At 66.8% G+C, this 18,840-nt stretch carries 17 protein-coding genes; 12 read left to right on the top strand and 5 right to left on the bottom strand.

Annotated elements, in window-relative coordinates; translation table 11 throughout:
- Positions 1-3: 3 nt before the first annotated feature.
- The 5 genes from FFS09_RS20845 to FFS09_RS20825 all read right to left on the bottom strand — a co-directional run bounded on the left by FFS09_RS20845 (position 4) and on the right by FFS09_RS20825 (position 6,143).
- Complete coding sequence (locus tag FFS09_RS20845) at positions 4-420, bottom strand: MaoC family dehydratase (protein ID WP_137920827.1); 417 nt, start codon at positions 418-420, stop codon at positions 4-6.
- 10 nt (positions 421-430) lie between these two features.
- On the bottom strand, positions 431-871 hold the full coding sequence (locus FFS09_RS20840) for a MaoC family dehydratase N-terminal domain-containing protein (RefSeq protein WP_137920826.1): 441 nt from the start codon (positions 869-871) through the stop codon (positions 431-433).
- An 18-nt stretch (positions 872-889) separates the two neighbouring features.
- A complete protein-coding gene (locus FFS09_RS20835; RefSeq protein WP_137920825.1) occupies positions 890-2,077 on the bottom strand; it encodes a lipid-transfer protein in 1,188 nt (395 codons plus the stop codon).
- Between the two features lie 35 nt (positions 2,078-2,112).
- Positions 2,113-3,252, bottom strand: a complete 1,140-nt coding sequence (locus FFS09_RS20830) for an acyl-CoA dehydrogenase family protein (protein ID WP_137920824.1) — start codon at positions 3,250-3,252, stop codon at positions 2,113-2,115.
- 146 nt (positions 3,253-3,398) lie between these two features.
- The gene (locus tag FFS09_RS20825; protein WP_212745132.1) at positions 3,399-6,143 is read right to left on the bottom strand and encodes a LuxR C-terminal-related transcriptional regulator; all 2,745 of its coding nucleotides are present in this window, start codon (positions 6,141-6,143) and stop codon (positions 3,399-3,401) included.
- A 235-nt stretch (positions 6,144-6,378) separates the two neighbouring features.
- Between FFS09_RS20825 and FFS09_RS20820 the strand changes: the two genes are divergently transcribed.
- From FFS09_RS20820 to FFS09_RS20765, 12 genes are all read left to right on the top strand, one after another.
- Positions 6,379-7,128 (top strand): electron transfer flavoprotein subunit beta/FixA family protein, encoded by a 750-nt coding sequence (locus FFS09_RS20820; protein ID WP_137920822.1) that lies wholly within the window; start codon positions 6,379-6,381, stop codon positions 7,126-7,128.
- A gap of 25 nt (positions 7,129-7,153) precedes the next feature.
- Positions 7,154-8,086: an electron transfer flavoprotein subunit alpha/FixB family protein gene (locus FFS09_RS20815; RefSeq protein WP_137920821.1), complete on the top strand. Its 933-nt coding sequence runs from the start codon at positions 7,154-7,156 to the stop codon at positions 8,084-8,086.
- A gap of 86 nt (positions 8,087-8,172) precedes the next feature.
- On the top strand, positions 8,173-8,886 hold the full coding sequence (locus FFS09_RS20810; protein WP_137920820.1) for a Crp/Fnr family transcriptional regulator: 714 nt from the start codon (positions 8,173-8,175) through the stop codon (positions 8,884-8,886).
- Between the two features lie 141 nt (positions 8,887-9,027).
- Positions 9,028-10,167, top strand: coding sequence for an acyl-CoA dehydrogenase family protein (locus FFS09_RS20805; protein WP_137920819.1), 1,140 nt, complete (start codon positions 9,028-9,030; stop codon positions 10,165-10,167).
- 29 nt (positions 10,168-10,196) lie between these two features.
- On the top strand, positions 10,197-11,384 hold the full coding sequence (locus tag FFS09_RS20800; protein WP_137920818.1) for a lipid-transfer protein: 1,188 nt from the start codon (positions 10,197-10,199) through the stop codon (positions 11,382-11,384).
- A gap of 1 nt (position 11,385) precedes the next feature.
- Positions 11,386-12,558 (top strand): acyl-CoA dehydrogenase family protein, encoded by a 1,173-nt coding sequence (locus FFS09_RS20795; RefSeq protein WP_137920817.1) that lies wholly within the window; start codon positions 11,386-11,388, stop codon positions 12,556-12,558.
- A gap of 3 nt (positions 12,559-12,561) precedes the next feature.
- The gene (locus FFS09_RS20790; protein ID WP_137920816.1) at positions 12,562-13,704 is read left to right on the top strand and encodes an acyl-CoA dehydrogenase family protein; all 1,143 of its coding nucleotides are present in this window, start codon (positions 12,562-12,564) and stop codon (positions 13,702-13,704) included.
- A 36-nt stretch (positions 13,705-13,740) separates the two neighbouring features.
- Positions 13,741-14,733: a Bug family tripartite tricarboxylate transporter substrate binding protein gene (locus FFS09_RS20785; protein ID WP_137920815.1), complete on the top strand. Its 993-nt coding sequence runs from the start codon at positions 13,741-13,743 to the stop codon at positions 14,731-14,733.
- A 14-nt stretch (positions 14,734-14,747) separates the two neighbouring features.
- On the top strand, positions 14,748-15,689 hold the full coding sequence (locus tag FFS09_RS20780) for an SDR family oxidoreductase (RefSeq protein WP_137920814.1): 942 nt from the start codon (positions 14,748-14,750) through the stop codon (positions 15,687-15,689).
- Entirely contained in the window at positions 15,686-16,843 is a 1,158-nt protein-coding gene (locus FFS09_RS20775) for an acyl-CoA dehydrogenase family protein (RefSeq protein WP_137920813.1), read from the top strand. Before FFS09_RS20780 ends, FFS09_RS20775 begins: the two co-directional genes overlap by 4 nt.
- Positions 16,844-16,865: 22 nt before the next feature.
- A complete protein-coding gene (locus FFS09_RS20770; protein ID WP_137920812.1) occupies positions 16,866-17,852 on the top strand; it encodes an acyl-CoA dehydrogenase family protein in 987 nt (328 codons plus the stop codon).
- Positions 17,849-18,637, top strand: coding sequence for a crotonase/enoyl-CoA hydratase family protein (locus tag FFS09_RS20765; RefSeq protein ID WP_137920811.1), 789 nt, complete (start codon positions 17,849-17,851; stop codon positions 18,635-18,637). The genes FFS09_RS20770 and FFS09_RS20765 overlap by 4 nt, the downstream gene beginning before the upstream one ends.
- Positions 18,638-18,840 lie beyond the last annotated feature (203 nt).

Raw genomic sequence — 18,840 nt, 5'->3', positions numbered from 1 at the left:
AACTCAGAACGCGATCACCGCATCGCCCAGCACCTTGGCATCGCCGTACTGGTTGGCGGTCTGGATCTCGAGCCGCACGCGCCGCTCGCCATCGGCTTCGAACTTCTCCACCACGCGGCCCGTGCAGGTGATCACATGCCCCAGGTGCGTGATGCCCACGAAGCGCACGCCGAAGTGCCGCAAGTGGCGCTGGTCCGCCCATTGGGTCAGCAGGCGACCCAGGTAGGCCATCGACAACATGCCGTGCGCGAACACGTCGGCCATGCCGGCCTTGCGCGCATAGTCGATGTCGATATGGATCGGGTTGTGGTCCCCGGAGGCACCGGCAAAGAGGGCGAGCGTGGTGCGGTTGATGGGCGGCAGGGCCAGGGGCGGCAGCGTGTCGCCGACCTGCAGCGTGTCGTAGTCGAGTGTGGGCATGGATGTTCTCTCAGCGGTTGCGTTGCACGGTCACGCTGCGCAGATCGGCCACGTGCTCGCCACGCTGGTTCGTCACGCGCGTTTCGCGCACCAGGAAATCAAGTGCGCCGTCCTTCTTGTCGTAGATGTCGGCGATCCGGCTTTCAAAGCACAGCTCGTCGCCCGCATAGGCGGTGCGGTGGTAGGTGAAACTTTGCTCGCCGTGCAGCACGCGCGCCGGATCCATGCCGATCTCGCGGCGCCACTCGGACGAGGGACGCGTGATCTCGAGCGAGAGCAGAAACGTCGGGGGCAGCGGCAGTCCGGGGTGGCCGGCCGCGCGCGCCGTCGCTTCGTCGAAGTAGATGGCGTTGGTCTCGCCCGTGGCCTTGGCGAAGAAGCGCAGCTGCCCCGCCTCCGCGGTGCGCGAGAAGAGCGGCAAGGTCATTCCGATGCGGGTCTTGTCAAGCATCATTCGGCTCCCTGGTTTTCAGGCGGTTTTTTGATAGAGGGTCACGACTGCCGCGCCACCCAGGCCAATGTTGTGCTGCAGCGCCACCCGGGCGCCGTTCACCTGGCGTGTGTCCGCCGTTCCGCGCAGTTGATGGGTGAGTTCGTAGCACTGCGCCAGTCCGGTCGCACCCAACGGATGCCCTTTGGACAGCAGTCCACCCGACGGGTTGACCACCCAGCGGCCACCATAGGTGTTGTCACCAGCCTCCACCAGCTTCTCGCCCTCGCCCTCGGCACACAAACCCAGGCCCTCATAGCTCAGCAATTCGTTCTGTGCAAAGCAGTCGTGCAGCTCGATCACGTCCACGTCTTCGGGGCCGATGCCGGCCTGCTCGTACACGGCCTGCGCCGCGGAACGCGTCATGTCGAAACCCACCAGCCGGATCATGTCGCGGCTGTCGAAGCTGCTCGGCGCATCGGTCGTCATGGCCTGGGCCGCGATCCGCACATCCCTGCGCAGGCCGCGCTTGCGCGCGAATTCCTCGGACACCACGATGGCCGCCGCACCACCGCAGGTGGGCGGGCAGGCCATGAGGCGCGTGAGCACGCCATCCCACAGCATGGGCGCCGCAAGAACCTCCTCGGTGCTGAGCACCTTCCTGAACACCGCCAGGGGGTTGTTGGCCGCGTGGCGACTGGCCTTCGCGCGGATCTTGGCAAAGGTCTCCAGCCGCGTGCCGTACTTGCGCATGTGTGCCTCGCCGGCGCCGCCGAACTGGCGGATCGCCCCCGGCAGATCGTTGTGCCCGATCAGCTCGTTGGTGATCTTCGCAGCGCGCTCGGTGGAACGCGGCCGATCGGTCCACACGCTCTTGAGCGCACCCGGCCCCATTTCCTCGAATCCCACCGCCAGCGCGCAGTCCACCGCGCCGCTTTGCACGGCCTGGCGGGCCAGGAACAGGGCCGACGAACCGGTCGCGCAATTGTTGTTGACGTTGAGCACAGGGATGCCGCTCATGCCCACGTGGTAGAGCGCCTTCTGGCCGCAGGTGGAATCGCCGTACACGTAGCCCGCATAGGCTTGCTGCACATCGCTGTACTGCAAACCCGCATCGCTGAGCGCTTGTCGCACGGCCTGCGCGCCCATCTCGTCATAGCGGGCGCTGCTGCCCGGCTTGGTGAACTGGATCATGCCGACACCGGCCACCAGGACTTCTCGCTTCATGGATCGTCTCCTTCGGTTTGTGATGGGATGGGCGCTCAGAGCTTGCGTGCGATCAGATCGCGCATGACTTCGCTGGTGCCGCCGTAGATGCGCGAGACACGCGAGTCGACAAAGGCCCGCGCCACGGGGTACTCCAGCATGTAGCCGTAGCCGCCATGCAGTTGCACCATCTCGTCCAGCGCCTTGCTCAGCGTCTCGGTGGAGAAGAGCTTGGCGATGGCCGCTTCCTCCAGCGTCAGCCGACGCCGCGCGTGTTCCTTGATGTAGTGATCCACCATCAGGCGCACGGCAACGGCCTGGGCCTTGATGTCCGCCAGCTTGAACCTGGTGTTCTGGAAATCCCACACGGTCTGGTTGAAGGCCTTGCGGTCCTTCACGTAGCTCAGGGTGCGCTCCAGGCAAGCCTCAAGGCGCGCCGCCGCCGACACCGCGATGCACAGGCGCTCCTGTGGCAGCTCCCCCATGAGGTAGGTGAAGCCCTTGCCCTCCTCGCCCAACCGATTGGCCACGGGCACGCGAACGTCGTCGAAGAACAGCTCCGCCGTGTCCTGAGCGGCCATGCCCATCTTGGCCAGCTTGCGGCCACGGCGGAAGCCTGGGCGCGTGGCCTCGACCACGATGAGGCTGATGCCCTTGGCACCGGCCTCGGGATCGGTCTTGCACACAAGGATGATCAGATCGGCATTCAGGCCGTTGCTGATGAAGGTCTTGCTGCCGTTGATGACGTACTCGTCACCTTCGCGCCGCGCCGTGGTGCGCACCGCCTTGAGGTCGCTCCCCGTGCCGGGCTCGCTCATGGCGATCGCGAGAATGCTCTCGCCACTCGCCGCGCCCGGCAGCCAACGGCGCTTCTGTTCTTCGTTGCCCACGCGCAGGATGTAGGGCGCGATGATCTCGGAATGCACCCCGAAGCCCGGGCCGCTGACACCGGCGCTCACGATCTCTTCGCTCATCACGGCCACATGGCCGAAGTCGCCACCACCGCCACCGTACTCGGTGGGCAAGGTCAGGCAAAGCAGACCTTCGCGGCCCGCCTTGAGCCAGGTCTCGCGGTCCACGCGCCCTTGCTCATCCCATTCGGCCTGGCGCGGAACGCATTCGCGCTCGAGAAATCGGCGCACGGTCGCGCGGAAAGTTTCATGGTCTTCTCGGAAGACATCGCGAGTGACTTGCACGGGATCTCCTGGTTTGAACGCCTTGACCACACGGTCGATGCATGGGCGTAACCTTAAGTCCCGGGTGTCGGTGACACACCCCCCTGACCGGGGGGCTAAAACGCGATTGAAGCGTCAGATTGAGCGGCGCTCGAGGCCGCCCAGGTTCAGAGCGGGCCGCCGCGCGCGGTGTCGTCGGTCTCGCTCCATCCGAGGTCGCGCAGACGGGCCAACGCCTCATCACGGCTGCTGACGTGCAGCTTGCTGAAGATATTCTTGAAGTGCCACTTCACGGTCTCGGGCGTCACGCCCAGACTGCGCGCAATCTTCTTGTTGGGCAGCGCTTGCGCGAGACAGCGCACCACATCGATCTCCCGCTCGCTCAGCATCTCGACGAAATTCGCCGCGGAGTCCGCTGCCTCGCGCGCCTTCGGTGCTGCAACGGGCCCCGCAGGAAGAGGCTCCCTGCTGGCGGCCCTCAGACGGGAAAGATAAAAACCGAGCACAGGATCGCCAGGCTCCTGCATCAGCTGCTCCAGCATCTTTGGAACCGCAGCATCCGCGTCGAGCAACGCGCGGAGCAGCCCCAACCGATGGCCCAGGTGAAGCGCCTCCTGTAGCGTGCGCTCGGCCGCTGCATCACCCATGCGCCACTGGACCACGGCCTTGCGCATCAAGAGGATCACCTTTGTGCGCCTCTCCTTGCGTCCTTCGCAGACCGGTGACAGCATCTCGATCTGCTCGGCCGCGTGATCGAGATCCCCCTTCGCCATGGACCAGGCCAGCCGCGAAAAGGCACCCAACATGCCGATCACGCTCGAGCGCCCGCTGACGGGCTCCAGTGCCATGGTCTGCATGGCCTCCAGCCGCTGGATACCGTTGCGCGCGAGGTCGAACTCCTCACGCTGCAGATGGCGACGGACCTGTTCGCCAATGCTGTGCGCGAGCAGCCTTTTCAGACCCTGCCGGGTCGCATACTCCTCCAGACGCTCGAGGTAAGAAAAGGCCTCCAGGCGCTGCCCGGCCAGCCAGTGCGCGCGTGACATCACGGTCATCACCCGCAGCACGGCATCGGGAATGGAGATGCGCTCGAGGATGTCGACCCGGCTCTCCAGCAACGCCAGAACGCCTTGCCTGTCATCGATCTCGTAGAGCACTTCCGCGAGCAGCGCCGCGGCGAGAAGTCCCGGTCCATGGCTGGGTCCACCGCCACGCTCGGCCTCGTACATCACGTCGCGGTAGACACGCTCGGCCTGCGTCATCTGGCCTTCAAGCGCATACGTCAGCCCCACCAGGCAACGCCCCTGCAAGCTCCCGACGGCACCGCCCAGCAGAGGCATGCCGTCCAGCACCAGTGGCGTGGCATCCATCTGCACCTGCCGCGCGCGCGCATAGTCGCCTTGCTGAAGGTAGAGCCAGGTCAGCAGGTTGTTGCGCGCCCCCATGGAAACGGCATCCGACCGAGCAGGCCCTTCCAGAAGTTGCGGCAGCACGGAAAGGAACTCGTGCACCTGATCGCGTTGCACCGCAAGCGACGCTTTCACCAGCACGGTCGCAAAGTGCTCCGGATTCTGGCGCCCCGGATACTCATGCTCCAGTTGCTGGAGGCTGCTGGCAGCCCCCTCCAGGTCACGCGTGAAAATCTGCAGACGAATCTTCCACAGTCGCAATCCGAGGCGGGCATTGACCTGATCCTCGGGCAACTGGCCCATCATCCGCACCAGCATTCGCATGTTCCCCTGCCCGCGCAGGCGGTAGGCGGCACGCTCGACCAGGTCGGCAGCCGCGGCGGGCTCTCCCGCCATCACGGCGTGGCGCACCGCATCCTCGAACTGATCGTGGTCGCGGAACCACTGCCAGGCCAGCGCATGCACCCGCTTCTGGTCGGCTTGACCACGCCGCAGCAAACGGTTCTGCAGTGTCTGGCGCAACAAGGGGTTCAGCGCATACGAACTCTCCTGTCCAGGCGCCTCGCGGCAGTTGATGAACAGGTTGTTGTGCTTGAGGGAGACCAGCAGGGCTATCGCCTCGCCGACGGCCTCGGGACGGCCCGCCAGACTTGCGCTCAGCGATGCGGTGAAGCGCTCGCAGATCGAGGCGCTGGTGAGAAACTCGAGCTCGGCGTGCGTCAGCCGGCCCAGCACTTCCCGCTCGAAGAAGACGGTGAAGGCATCGGCATCCGCCACGTGTACACGCTGGAACGCTTCTACCGACGGCGGCTCACCCCCACGCGCGCTGCGGGCATTCCATTCGGCGGCCAACAGCTGCAGGCCAAGGACCCATCCGTCGGCAAGCTCATGCAGTGCCCGCGCGTTCCTGGTCGGAATGTCAACGACCAGCGTCTGCAAAAGCTCCAGCGATTCTTCCTCCGAGAGGCGAAGGTCTCGCAGGTCGAGCTCGAGCGCCATCGCTTGCGCGCGCGATCGCGCCAGGGACAGCGGCACGGCACCGCGCGAGGCCAGCGCCAGGTGCAGATTGGGTGGGGCGTAATCCAGTATCCACTGGAGCACCTCGATGGCACGCGCATCGTTCAGGTGGTGAAGATCGTCAATGACCAGCAGCAACTCGCGTCGATGCGAGGCGATGGCACGCACCAGCGTGACCGCCAGAGACTCCAGCGCATCCGGTTGCTGTCCGCGTCCGGCCAGCTGGGCCGCCTCCGTCACGATGGCGGCATTGACTTGAGAAAGCGTGGCCAGCAATCCGTCGAACAGATGCGTGAGCTCGTTGTCCTGTGTCGACAGGGTCAGCCATGCGATGTCAAAACCCATTGGCTCCAGTGTTCGCGCCCAGGCCACCAAGGCCGTGCTCTTTCCGCACCCTGCCGGCCCCTGCAGCACGAAGCAGCGTCGATGGCGCGCTTCGTGCAGCTGTGCAATCAAGGCCTTGCGTTTGACAACGCCACGCGGCATCGGAGGCGGAACCGTTCGCGGATCCAGAGCGGTCCTGGGCGTCGGTGACCGACTTCGCCGCGTGGTCTGGAGGGACGGGCCTGTCATATCGAACGATCCTCTTGATCTCAGCTGCAGAAGGGAAACTCATTGTGCCGCACGCATCCAGCCGTTGACCTCCCCCCCAAACCGGGTGGGGCCAATCCGGTGCAACGCTGGCCTACTTGCAAGCCATGCCCCATCAAGGAGAGACAGCGTGAAGATTCTGGTTCCCGTCAAACGGGTGGTCGACAAGGACATCAAGGTTCGCGTGAAGAACGACGGCTCGGGCATCGACCTGGCGAACGTCAAGATGAGCATGAACCCCTTCGACGAAATCGCGGTCGAGGAAGCGGTTCGGCTCAAGGAGAAGGGAAAGGCCTCGGAAGTCATTGCCGTGTCGTGCGGCGTGGCCCAGTGCCAGGAAACGCTGCGCACCGCCATGGCCCTCGGCGCGGACCGCGGCATCCTGGTGGAAACCGACGCCGAGCTGCAGCCCCTGGCCGTGGCCAAGCTGCTCAAGGCGTTGGTGGACAGGGAGCAGCCGCAACTGATCATCCTGGGCAAGCAGGCCATCGACGACGACGCCAACCAGACCGGCCAGATGCTGGCGGCGCTGGCCGATCTTCCCCAGGGCGCCTTCGCGGGCAAGGTGGAGCTTGAGGACGGCCACGTCACCGTGGTGCGCGAAGTCGACAGCGGTCTGGAGACCGTTTGCCTGAGCCTGCCGGCCGTCATCACGGCGGACCTGCGCCTGAACGAGCCGCGCTACGTGACGCTGCCCAACATCATGAAAGCCAAAAAGAAGCCCATCGACACCATCAAGCCCGATGCGCTGGGCGTGGACGTGGCTCCGCGCCTGAAGACCCTGAAGGTCACCGAGCCGCCCCAGCGCGGTGCCGGCATCAAGGTGCCCGACATGGCCACGCTGGTGGACAAGCTCAGGAACGAAGCCAAGGTCATTTGAGGCCCATCGCAAAGGACATACAGACATGACCATCCTCGTCATTGCAGAACACGACAACCGATCGCTGAAGGCGGCGACCCTGAACACGGTGACGGCCGCATTGGCCATCGGCACCCCTGTCCACGTGCTGGTGGCCGGACACAACGCCGCCGACGTGGCCCAGGCGGCCAGCCAGATCGCCGGTGTGGGCAAGGTCATCGCGGCCGATGGTTTGAGCCTGGCCGAAGGACTCGCCGAAAACGTGGCCGCGCAGATCGTGTCGATCGCCAGCGGCCACAGCCACATCCTCTTCCCCGCGACCGCCAGCGGCAAGAACGTGGCGCCGCGCGTGGCGGCCAAGCTCGATGTGGCGCAGATCAGCGACATCACCGCGGTGGTGAGCCCCGACACCTTCGAGCGCCCGATCTACGCGGGCAACGCCATCGCCACGCTGCAAAGCGGCGATGCCATCAAGGTGATCACCGTTCGAACAACCGGCTTCGATGCCGCGGCAGCCACTGGTGGCAATGCACCGATCGAATCGGTGGCCGTTGTGGCCGACAGCGGCAAGAGCCGTTTCGTGGGCCGCGAAGTCACCAAGAGCGACCGTCCCGAGCTGACCGCCGCCAAGATCATCGTCTCGGGTGGCCGTGCGCTGGGCAGCGCGGACAAGTTCCAGGAAGTGCTCACGCCGCTCGCCGACAAGCTCTGCGCGGCGATGGGCGCGAGCCGCGCGGCGGTGGACGCCGGCTACGCCGCGAACGACCTTCAGGTGGGGCAAACCGGCAAGATCGTGGCACCGCAACTCTATATCGCCTGTGGCATCTCGGGCGCCATTCAGCACCTGGCCGGCATGAAGGATTCCAAGGTGATCGTGGCGATCAACAAGGACCCGGAGGCGCCGATCTTCTCGGTCGCCGACTACGGCCTGGAGGCCGATCTGTTCACCGCCGTGCCCGAGTTCGTGCAAGCCCTCTGACGACCGGCTTTCGACCCCATGGACACGCGCCTTGAACCGACTCCCGCGGCGTTCCCCCGGCGTGCCGCACGCGCCGGCCTGCGCACATGCCCGTTGTGAACCTGTCCGCCGAAGAGCGTGCCGCCGTCAATGGCGATCGCTGGTTCTGCCACCTGTCGGCGGCGTCCCGGCACGATCTACTGCGCCACGCCGTGGTCAAACGCCATGCGGACGGCGAGCTGATCGCCGCGCAAGGTGCGCCGGGGGATGCCTGGTTTGCGTGCGCCAGTGGCGCGCTTCGCATCAGCTCCACCAGCGCATCCGGCCATCAAACCACGTTGACCTATTTGCGCCCGGGCACCTGGTTTTGCGATCCTGCCCTGTTTGACGGGGAACGTGCCGTGCACGATGTCTTTTCGGTAGGGAACAGCGCCGTCCTGCAGGTCAAGTCGCCACAACTCCAACAGATCCTGGCCGCCAATGCGGACCTGTGCCTGGCCGTGCTGCGCTTGCAAGCGCAACAACTTCGCCACCTGCTGCTGGAGCGAGACGATATCCATCAGCAGACGGTGCGCACGCGGCTGGTCAAGCACCTGCTGTCACTGGGCCAGGCGCACGGCGTGCCGACCCACCCGCACCGCGGTCGGGTTCGAATCGGTCTGGACTTGACACAGGGGCAACTCGCGAAGCTCGTGCGGTGCTCTCGCCAACACGTGAACTCGCACCTGAAAGACATGGAGCGTCACGGTCTGATCCGCATCGAGCGCGAAGGTCTGGTCATCTGCGACGCTGACGCGTTGAGCGCCGACGCCCATCGGTAGAACCTCTCGGCCGAAAGCCCCTCCAGCCGCCGCCCCCCAACGTGGGTGGAGTCAATCCCCACCTCAATTCTCACAATCGATCGAAAGCCCTGGCTCCGCTGCGCGGAGCGCCTTGCGGGCCCACATCGACAGGAGATTGAGTTGAACATCCACCGCACCGTCTACCGCGAAGACCACGAGATGCTGCGCGACACCGCGCGCCGCTTCTTCGAACGCGAATGCCTGCCCCGCCAGGCCGAATGGGACAAGGCCGGGCGCACCGACCGCGAAACCTGGCTGAAGGCCGGGCGCGAGGGACTGCTGTGCGTCACCGTCCCCGAAGCCTATGGCGGTGGTGGTGGCGACTTTGGCCACTCCGCCGTCCTGGCCGAGGAGCTGCACCGCTCCGGCGTGTCCGGCTTCAGCCTCTCGGTGCACTCGGACATCACCGCGCCCTATGTCGTGCGCTTCGGCACCGAAGAACAGAAGCAACGCTGGTTGCCCAGGATGTGCAGCGGCGAGACCATCATGGCGATCGCGATGACCGAGCCAGGCACCGGCTCCGACCTGAAGGCGGTCCGCACGACTGCCGTGCTCGATGGGGACGAGTACGTCATCAATGGCAGCAAGACCTTCATCAGCAACGGCCTGAACTGCGACATGGCGCTGGTGGCGTGCAAGACGGACCCGGCAGCAGGGGCCAAAGGCGTGAGCCTGATCATGGTCGAGACCGACCGCGAAGGCTTCCGCCGCGGACGCAAGCTGGACAAGGTGGGCCAGCCCGCCGCCGACACCACCGAGATGTTTTTCGACAACGTGCGTGTGCCCGCCAACAACCTGCTCGGCGAGCCCAACAAGGGCTTCGCCTACCTGATGCAGGAACTGGCGCAGGAACGCCTGATCATCGCGGCGTACTCGGCCGCCAAGCTCGAACGCCTGCTGGAACAAACCGTCGAGTACGTCAAGGAGCGCAAGGCCTTTGGCCAGGTGGTCTGGGATTTCCAGAACACCAAGTTCAAACTGGCCGACATCAAGGCCCAGGCCGTGGCCGTGCGCACCCTGGTCGATCACTACATCGCCCAGCACATGCAGCGCCGCATCACCGTGCAGGAGGCGGCCATCGCCAAGCTCTTCGCCACCGAGACGCTGTGGAAGTGCATCGACGACATGGTGCAGCTGCACGGCGGCTACGGCTACATGCTGGAGTACCCCATCGCCCGCGCCTTCACCGACTACCGCATCGCGCGCGTATTCGGCGGCACCAGCGAGGTCCAGCGCGAGCTGATCGCGCGCCAGTTGTAACCCCCCGAATTCCCCCAGGAGAAAACCCCATGAGTGAAACCGTTCTGGTCGCCGGCGTCGGCATGATTCCCTTCGCCAAACCCGGTGCCAGCCCAAGCTACACCGAGATGGGCGCCGAAGCCGCCCGCCGCGCGCTGGCCGATGCCGGCATTGCCTACGACCTGGTGCAGGAGGCCTACGTCGGCTATGTCTACGGCGACTCCACGTGCGGCCAGACCGCCCTCTACGAAGTCGGCATGACGGGCATCCCGGTCGTCAACGTCAACAACAACTGCTCCACCGGCTCCACCGCGCTCTACCTCGCACGCAAGGCCATCGAATCGGGCTCCGCGGATTGCGTGCTGGCGCTGGGGTTCGAGCAGATGCAATCGGGCGCGCTCAAGTCGCACTGGAGCGACCGCCCTGTGACGCGCGAGCGCTTCATGCCCGTGCTGCGCGGCCTCACCGAGGACATGGCTGACATGCCGCAGGCGGTTCGCACTTTCGCGGGCGCCGGGCGCGAGCACATGCAGCGCTACGGCACCCGCATGGAAACCTTTGCCGCAGTGCGCGCCAAGGCCAGCCGGCACGCGGCCAACAACCCCCTGGCGCTGTTCCGCAAGGTGCTGACGACCGAGGACGTGATGGCCGACACCGAGCTGTGGCCCGGCGTGATGACCCGCCTGATGGCCTGCCCACCCACTTGCGGTGGCGCCGCCGCGCTGCTGGTGTCCGAGCGTTTTGCGAAGAAGCACGGCCTGCGCACCGACGTGCAGATCCTGGCGCAGGCGCTGACCACCGACCCCAAGGCTTCGTTCGATCCACCCTCCATGCTGAGCTGGGTGGGTACCCACATGACCCAGGCGGCGGTGGGCGTGGTGTACGAGAAAGCCGGCATCGGCCCCGGGGACATCGACGTCTGCGAACTGCACGACTGCTTCGCCCAGAACGAGGTGATCAGCTATGAGTCGCTGGGGTTCTGCCCCGAAGGCGGCGCCGAGAAATTCGTCGCGGACGGCGACAACACCTATGGCGGCCAGGTCGTGATCAACCCCTCGGGAGGCCTGCTGTCCAAGGGCCATCCGCTGGGCGCCACGGGCCTGGCGCAGTGCTACGAACTCACGCACCAGTTGCGCGGCAGCGCCGAGCAGCGCCAGGTCGAAGGCGCGCGGCTCGCCCTGGCCCACAACCTCGGGCTGGGCGGCGCCTGTGTGGTCACGCTGTACGGCAAGCACTGAGATGGACCTCAAGCCCACCCCTTCCCAGGCCGCGTTCCGTGAAGAGGTGCGCGCCTTCATCCGGGACCGCCTGCCCGAAGACATCCGCAACCGCCTGCGCCGTGGCCACCCGCCGCGCAAGGAGGACACCGTGGCCTGGCACCGCATCCTCAACGAGCGCGGCTGGGTCGCGCCCCACTGGCCCACCGAATACAGCGGTGCCGGCCTGGGGATCGAGGAACGCCTGATCCTGCTGGACGAAATGGCCCGCGCCGCAGCGCCCATGCCCCTGGGCTTCAACATCGCCATGCTGGGCCCGGTGCTGCTGCGCTATGGCACGGAGGAACAGAAGCGTTTCTTCCTGCCCAAGCTCGCCAACCTGGACCTGTGGTTCTGCCAGGGTTTCTCGGAGCCCAACGCCGGCTCGGACCTGGCCTCGCTGCGCACCCGTGCGGTGCGCGACGGCGACCACTATGTCGTCGACGGCCAGAAGATCTGGACCACGTCCGCCCACCACGCCGACTGGATTTTTGCGCTGGTGCGCACCGAACAGTCGGCGCGCAAGCAGGACGGCATTTCCTTCCTGTTGATCGACATGAAGAGCCCCGGCGTGTCGATCCGGCCCATCGTATCCATCGACGCGCAGCACCACCTCAACGAGGTGTTCTTCGACCAGGTGCGTGTTCCGGTGACTCAGTTGGTCGGCGAAGAAGGCCGTGGCTGGGACTGCGCCAAGTTCCTGCTGAGCAGCGAGCGCGCCACCATCGCCAACGTGGGCCTGTGCTGGGAGCGCCTGGACTACGCGCGCGAACTCGCGGCCAACATCTACAACGGCGCCGCCCGCTTGCTGGACGACCCGAAGTTGCAGATGGAGCTGGCAGCCCTCGGCGCTGAAATCCGCGCGCTGGAATTGACCAACTGGCGCTTCCTGCTCAACCCCGACATCGCGCGCGGCACGCCCGGCTTTGCCTCGGTGCTCAAGCTCAAGGGCTCCGAGTTGATCCAGGAGCTGAGTGCGCTGCTGGCCCGCCTGTCCGGGCTCGGCGGACTGGAGCGGCGCCCGGCCGAGGGCGACGCGTCCTTGCACCCCTACGCGGCGACGGCCAGCCGCTACTTCTTTCACCGCGCGACCACCATCTTCGGCGGGTCCAGCGAGGTGCAGAAGGACATCCTGGCCAAAACGCTTCTGGGATAAGCCATGAACTTCGACCTGACCCCGGAACAAGAACAGCTGTCGCAGAGCCTGACGCGCATGCTCGATGTGCAGTACAGCTTCGAGAAGCGCCGCGCCATCGCCGCCAGCGACGCCGGTTGGAGCCCCGACCGCTGGCGCGACCTCGGTGAATTTGGTGTCACTGCATTGGGCATTCCCGAGGCGCACGGTGGCCTGGGCGGCGGCGCGGTGGACCGGCTTCCCGTCATGCAGGCCTTCGGGCGCGCGCTGCTGCTGGAGCCGTATCTGGCCTCGACGGTGCTGGGCGCCACCGCCGTTAGCCAGGTGGCCAGCGAGCTGCAGATGGACGCCCTGCTGCCCGCCGTGGCCAGCGGTGAGCGGCGCCTGGCCTGGGCCCACGACGAAGCCGCGTCCAGGCATGTCCCCCTCTGCGGGATCGAGACCCGCGCGCGGCGCACCGGCGACCAGTGGGTGCTGGACGGCAGCAAATCTCTGGTGTTGCACGCCAGTGCGGCCGACCACTTCATTGTCAGCGCCCGTCTGGGTGGCCTGCACGACGAGCCCCACGGTCTGGCCTTGTTCCTGGTGGACGCAGGCGCCAGCGGCACCCAGCTGCGGCCCTTCCGGTTGGTGGACGACACGCCCGCGGGTGAGCTGCGTCTGGCAGGCGCCATCGCGGTGCCGCTGGGCGATCCGGCCGACGGCGCGCGCGCGCTGGCCGCCGTGCGCGCCACCCTCGCGACCGGCACGGCGGCCGTGTGCGCCGACATGGTGGGCACGATGGAAACCGCCTTCGCCTTGACCACCGCCTACGTGAACACACGCCAGCAATTCGGCCGCGTGATTGGCGAGTACCAGGCGCTGCGCCACCGCATTGCGGAGATGGCCGTGGGCCTGGAGATGGCACGCAGCATGGCGGTCGCCGCAGCGGTCGCGGTGGACGACACGGCCTCCCCCGAGTCCGCCACCGACCTGCCCCGCGCCAAGCTCGCCATCGGGCGTTACGCGCGGGCCTTGTGCCAGACCGCGATCCAGTTGCACGGCGGCATCGGCATGACCGAGGAGTACGCCGTGGGCCATTGCCTGCGCCACATCCACGTGCTGGACCACCTCTTCGGCGACGCCGACGCGCAAGCCGCGCGGCTGGCCAGCCTCACCCCACATTGATCAGACCGTTCACCCCCACCCACCCAGGAGACACGCATGACTTTTGAAACGAACCTGCCTCGGCGCCTTTTCGGCCTGGCACTGTCGGTGTTGTTGACGGCCGCTGCGCTGCCGTCTGCCATGGCACAGAGTCCGTCCAGCCGCCCGGTGCGGTTCATCGTGCCGCTGGGTCCCGGCAGTGGCTCGGACACGATCACGCGCCTGGTGGCCAGGCTCGTCGTGTCGGAACTCGGCGGCCAGTCCACCTTCATCGAAAACAAGCCGGGCGGCGACGCCGTGCTGGCGGTGCAGAGCCTGCTGGCCTCGCCGGCCGACGGCTACAGCGTGCTCATGCTCTCGCCCTCGTCGATGGTGATCAATCCGCTGATCAACGAGCGCCTTCCCTACGACGCGCAGAAAGACCTGCGCCCGCTGGCCACCATGCTGCGCAGCGCCGCGGTGCTGGTGACCGGCGCCACGTCGCCCTACAAGACCTATGCCGAAGCGATGGCGGCGGCCCAGAAAAGTCCCAAGAGCGTGAGCATGGCCAGCTACAGCAACCACTACCGCATCGGCGCGCTGATGTTGCAGCAAGGCGCAGGCGTCGAGTTCAACTACATCACCTACAAGTCACCCGGCCAGGTGCAGACCGACCTGATGGGCGGCCAGGTGGAGCTGGCGCTGCTCGACATCGGCGGCGCGCTGCCGCTGATCGCGGCCGGCAAGGTCAGGCCACTGGCCGTGACCAGCAAGGAGCGCCACCCCAAGCTTGCCAACGTGCCCACGGTGCGCGAGAGCGGTCAGCCGAACTACGACCTGTATGTGTGGATCGGCCTAGGCGTTGCTGCCAAGACGCCCGAGCCGGCCGTGAAGACGCTGGAGACTGCGCTGCTCAAGGCCATGGAGCAGCCCGAATTCAAGACCTACGTCACCGAGACGGCAGGCGCCGAGGTCTATACCGTCGGCAGCAAGGAAATGGGCGAGATGATCGCTTCGGAAACCGCGCGCTACCGCGCTCTTTCGAAGCTGGTCGACCTTTCGCAGAAGTAAACGAGGAACAAAGAATGAATCGGCTTTGCAAGGACCGCGTGGTCGTCATCACCGGCGCTGGCCGCGGCATCGGCCGCGAGTACGCACTCGAATTCGCTCGCCAGGGCGCCCGGGTCGTGGTCAACGACCTGGGTGGCCAAGGCGACGGCTCTGGCGCCGCCACCGGTCCCGCGCAAGACGTGGTGGCGCAGATCCGCGCCATGGGCGGCGAAGCCGTGGTCAACACCGACGACGTGGCCGACTGGGATGGCGCGAAACGCATGGTCGACATGGCCATCGACACCTTCGGCGGCCTGGACGTGCTGGTCAACAACGCCGGCATCCTGCGCGACCGCACGCTCGTCAACATGACCGCCGAAGACCTCGATGCCGTGATCCGCGTGCACCTGCGCGGCACCTTCGCGCCCGCGCACCACGCGGCCGCCTACTGGCGCAACGAATCCAAGGCCGGGCGCCAGCGCAGCGGGCGGCTGATCAACACCAGTTCGTCCTCCGGCCTGTACTGCAACCCCGGCCAGACCAACTACGGCGCGGCCAAGGCCGGCATCGCCGCCATGACCGTGATCGCTGCGCGCGAACTGGAGCGCTACGGCGTCACCGTCAACGCGATCTACCCCACCGCCATGAGCCGCCTCACCGCCGACATCTTCGCGGTGCACGGCGCCAAGTACACGGCCGGCGCACCGACGGGCTTTGACCCGCTGGACCCGGCCAACGTGGCGCCGCTGGTGGCCTGGCTGGGCAGCGAAGCATCGGCCGATGTCACCGGCCGCGTGTTCGGCGTGCTGGGGGGTCGCATCACCGTGGCCGAGGGCTGGCGCGCCGGGCCGCGCATTGACAAACCGGGCCGCTGGGACGCCGATGAACTCGGCGACCACATTCCCGCACTGGTGCGCCAGGCGGCAGCCAACGCGCTCACATCGGGCGAGATTCCCGCCCACGGAGATGGACGATGAGCCACTTGCTGGATGCCTTCCGCCTCGCCCGGTTGCCTGCACAAGCCGAGGCTTTTCGCGCCAACGTGCGCGAGTTTCTGGCGCAACACCTGGCACCCGCCGCGCCGGCCGTGCGGGCACGCAGCTGGATGGGTTTCAGCGCCGCGTTCAGCCAGCAACTGGCGGCGCGCGGTTGGGTCGGCATCACCCTGCCCGCGGCCTATGGCGGTGCCGGGCTTGATGCCTTCCAGCGTTTTGTGCTGGTGGAAGAACTGCTGGCCGCCGGTGCGCCCGTGGCGGCCCACTGGATCGCGGACCGGCAAAGCGGCCCGCTCATCAACAAGTTCGGCACCCCCGCGCAGAAAGACTTTTACCTGCCACGCATCTGCGCCGGGCAGGCCTTTTTCTGCATCGGCATGAGCGAACCCAACGCGGGCTCCGACCTCGCCAGCGTGCGCAGCCGCGCAACCCCTTGCGAGGGCGGCTGGCGCCTGTCCGGCCGAAAAATCTGGACCACCAACGCGCACCGGTCCCACTACATGATCGCGCTCGTGCGCACCTCCGGCACGCCCGAAGACCGACAGCAAGGCCTGTCGCAGTTCATCGTGGATCTGTCGCTGCCCGGTATCACGGTGCGCCCCATCGTCGACCTGGCGGGCGATGCCCACTTCTCGGAAGTCACGTTCGACGACGTGCTGCTGGCCCAGGACACCCTGGTGGGCGAAGAAGGCAGTGGCTGGGCCCAGGTCAATGCCGAGCTTGCCTTCGAGCGCAGCGGCCCCGAGCGCCTGTACTCCAGCGTGGTGCTGCTCGACACGTGGATCGCGACCCTGCGAGCGACCGGTGCCGCCAGCGGCGACGCCGCACTGGTGGGCAGCTTCGTGACCCAACTGGCCACGCTGCGCAGCCTCTCGGTGGCCGTCACGGCCAAGCTCGCGCGCGGTGAAAGCCCGGTGGTCGAGGCCGCGTTGGTCAAGGACATCGGCACCGAGTTCGAGCAAGCGATTCCCGCCGCCATCGAAGCCGCCATCGCCGCAGACCCCACCCGCCCGGTGGACCCGGACCTGCTCCGCACCGTCGCCTACCTGAGCCAGATCTCACCCACCTTCTCTCTGCGCGGCGGCACGCGCGAAATCCTCCGCGGCATGATCGCCCGCGGTCTGGGGCTGCGCTGAAGCGCGGCGAACAGGAGCACCCATGTTCACAGAAGCCATCGACAACATCCTCACGGACCAGTGCACGCCCGCGGCCGTCCGCGCCATCGAGAACGGCGCGCCGGCCACCGCGCTCTGGAGCGCCCTGGCCGACGCGGGCTTTCTGGAGCTCATGGCCTCGGAAGCGGCGGACGGCGCGGGCCTCGCGCTCGACGCGGTCTTCCCCATCTTCGTCGCCTTCGGCCGCCACGCCCTGCCGGTGCCCGCGGCGCAAAGCATCGCGGCCCGCGCGCTGTTGGGTGACGGCGTGGCGTTGCCCACGGGCATGGTCACGCTCGCCGGCCACGGCCGCCGTGCCGCGGATGGCGGCGTCAGCGCCGCAAGCGTGGCCTTTGGCTTGACCGCCGACTGGGTGCTGGTCAACGTCGACGGCCTGTGCTTGCTGCTGGACGCCGCACGCGCCACACGCACCGCCACCGGTGTGCGCGGCGGCCTGAGCGCGGCCCTGTTCTGGCCGGCTGATGCGGTGACCGCACCCGTGGGTGATCGGGGCGAGCAGGTCGCCGTGTTCAGCGCCGCGATCCACGCCGCGGCCATGGCGGGCGCCATGGAACGCGTGTTCGGCATGGCGCTGGGCTACTGCAACGACCGCGCGCAGTTCGGCAAGGCCATCGGCAAGTTCCAGGCCGTGCAACACCAGCTCAGCGTGATGGCCGAACACGTGGCCTGCGCCGGCATGGCCGCCGAGCTCGCCTTTCCCGCCGGCGCCCAGGTGCCACCCCGCTTGCCCACGGCAACGGCCAAGGCCCGCACCAGCGCATCCGTGGCGCTCGTCGCCTCCACCGCGCACGCTTTGCACGGCGCCATCGGTGTCACCGAAGAATTCGACCTCCAGCTCTACACCCGGCGCCTGCACGAATGGCGCATGGCCGACGGCTCGGAGCTGTACTGGAACCGCGTGGTCGGCGAGGCCGTGCTGGCGCAGCCGCAACAAACGGTGCTCGATTTCATGATAGAGAACATTCTGTGAACGCATTTCTGAACTACGAACAGGAAGGCCACATCGTCACCCTGACGATGAACGACCCCGAGCGGCGCAACCCCCTCACGGGCAACAGTGCCGTGCCGGAGTTCCTGGCGGCGATCGACCGCATCCACGCCGACCACTCGGTGCGCGCCGTCATCCTCACGGGCGCGGGCTCGGTGTTTTCGTCGGGAGGCAACGTCAAGGACATGGGGCGCTATGCCGAGATGCCGGGCATGGAACTGCGCCGCGAATACCGCCTGGGCATCCAGAAGCTCACGCTGGCACTGTTCAACCTCGAGGTGCCGGTGATCGCGGCAGTCAACGGCGCGGCCATCGGTGCCGGCCTGGACCTCGCCTGCATGTGCGACATCCGCGTCGCGTCCGAGCACGCCAAATTCGCCGAGAGCTTCGTCAAGCTCGGCATCATCCCGGGCGACGGCGGCGCCTGGCTGCTGCCGCGCCTCATCGGCCTGTCGCGCGCGACCGAACTCACGCTCACGGGTCAGATGATCAGCGCCACACAGGCGGCCGAGTGGAACCTGGTCTCACGCGTCGTCCCTCACGATCAACTGCTGCCCACGGCGCGCGAACTCGCCGATGCCATCGCGGCCAACCCGCCGCATGCTGTGCGACTGGCCAAGCGCTTGCTGCGAGAGGCATTGCACACGCGGCTGGATACCTTGCTGGAGTTGTCGGCGGCGTTCCAGGTGATGTCGCACCAGACGGTTGATCACCGGGAAGCGGTGTCGGCGTTTGTTGAGAAGAGGACGCCGCAGTTTCTTGGGTGATAACGCGGGGGTTTGCTAGTGTTTCTTCTTGCCGGGGTCACGTGCTCAGTTCACGCGCGCGTCCGTGGGCTGCCGGAGTCGTTGCGATGATGACCCTGTACCCGATTCAGTACCGCGCGGAAGTAGGGATTTCCGGCTCCTCTGAGATCGTCATTGCAGGCAATTGCCTGCAATGACGGGCGAATTCGGCGGGTGTGGCCCAG

It is taken from the genome of Hydrogenophaga sp. 2FB (assembly GCF_005503365.1).
Classification (GTDB): Bacteria; Pseudomonadota; Gammaproteobacteria; order Burkholderiales; family Burkholderiaceae_C; genus Hydrogenophaga.
This window is presented reverse-complemented; position numbering and strand designations above follow the sequence as displayed.

Coding starts and splice junctions, on each gene's coding strand:
- FFS09_RS20845 (WP_137920827.1), bottom strand. CDS start 420: ATGCCCACACTCGACTACGACACGCTGCAGGTCGGCGACACGCTGCCG.
- FFS09_RS20840 (WP_137920826.1), bottom strand. CDS start 871: ATGCTTGACAAGACCCGCATCGGAATGACCTTGCCGCTCTTCTCGCGC.
- FFS09_RS20835 (WP_137920825.1), bottom strand. CDS start 2,077: ATGAAGCGAGAAGTCCTGGTGGCCGGTGTCGGCATGATCCAGTTCACC.
- FFS09_RS20825 (WP_212745132.1), bottom strand. CDS start 6,143: ATGCCGCGTGGCGTTGTCAAACGCAAGGCCTTGATTGCACAGCTGCAC.
- FFS09_RS20815 (WP_137920821.1), top strand. CDS start 7,154: ATGACCATCCTCGTCATTGCAGAACACGACAACCGATCGCTGAAGGCG.
- FFS09_RS20810 (WP_137920820.1), top strand. CDS start 8,173: ATGCCCGTTGTGAACCTGTCCGCCGAAGAGCGTGCCGCCGTCAATGGC.
- FFS09_RS20800 (WP_137920818.1), top strand. CDS start 10,197: ATGAGTGAAACCGTTCTGGTCGCCGGCGTCGGCATGATTCCCTTCGCC.
- FFS09_RS20795 (WP_137920817.1), top strand. CDS start 11,386: ATGGACCTCAAGCCCACCCCTTCCCAGGCCGCGTTCCGTGAAGAGGTG.
- FFS09_RS20790 (WP_137920816.1), top strand. CDS start 12,562: ATGAACTTCGACCTGACCCCGGAACAAGAACAGCTGTCGCAGAGCCTG.
- FFS09_RS20785 (WP_137920815.1), top strand. CDS start 13,741: ATGACTTTTGAAACGAACCTGCCTCGGCGCCTTTTCGGCCTGGCACTG.
- FFS09_RS20780 (WP_137920814.1), top strand. CDS start 14,748: ATGAATCGGCTTTGCAAGGACCGCGTGGTCGTCATCACCGGCGCTGGC.
- FFS09_RS20775 (WP_137920813.1), top strand. CDS start 15,686: ATGAGCCACTTGCTGGATGCCTTCCGCCTCGCCCGGTTGCCTGCACAA.
- FFS09_RS20770 (WP_137920812.1), top strand. CDS start 16,866: ATGTTCACAGAAGCCATCGACAACATCCTCACGGACCAGTGCACGCCC.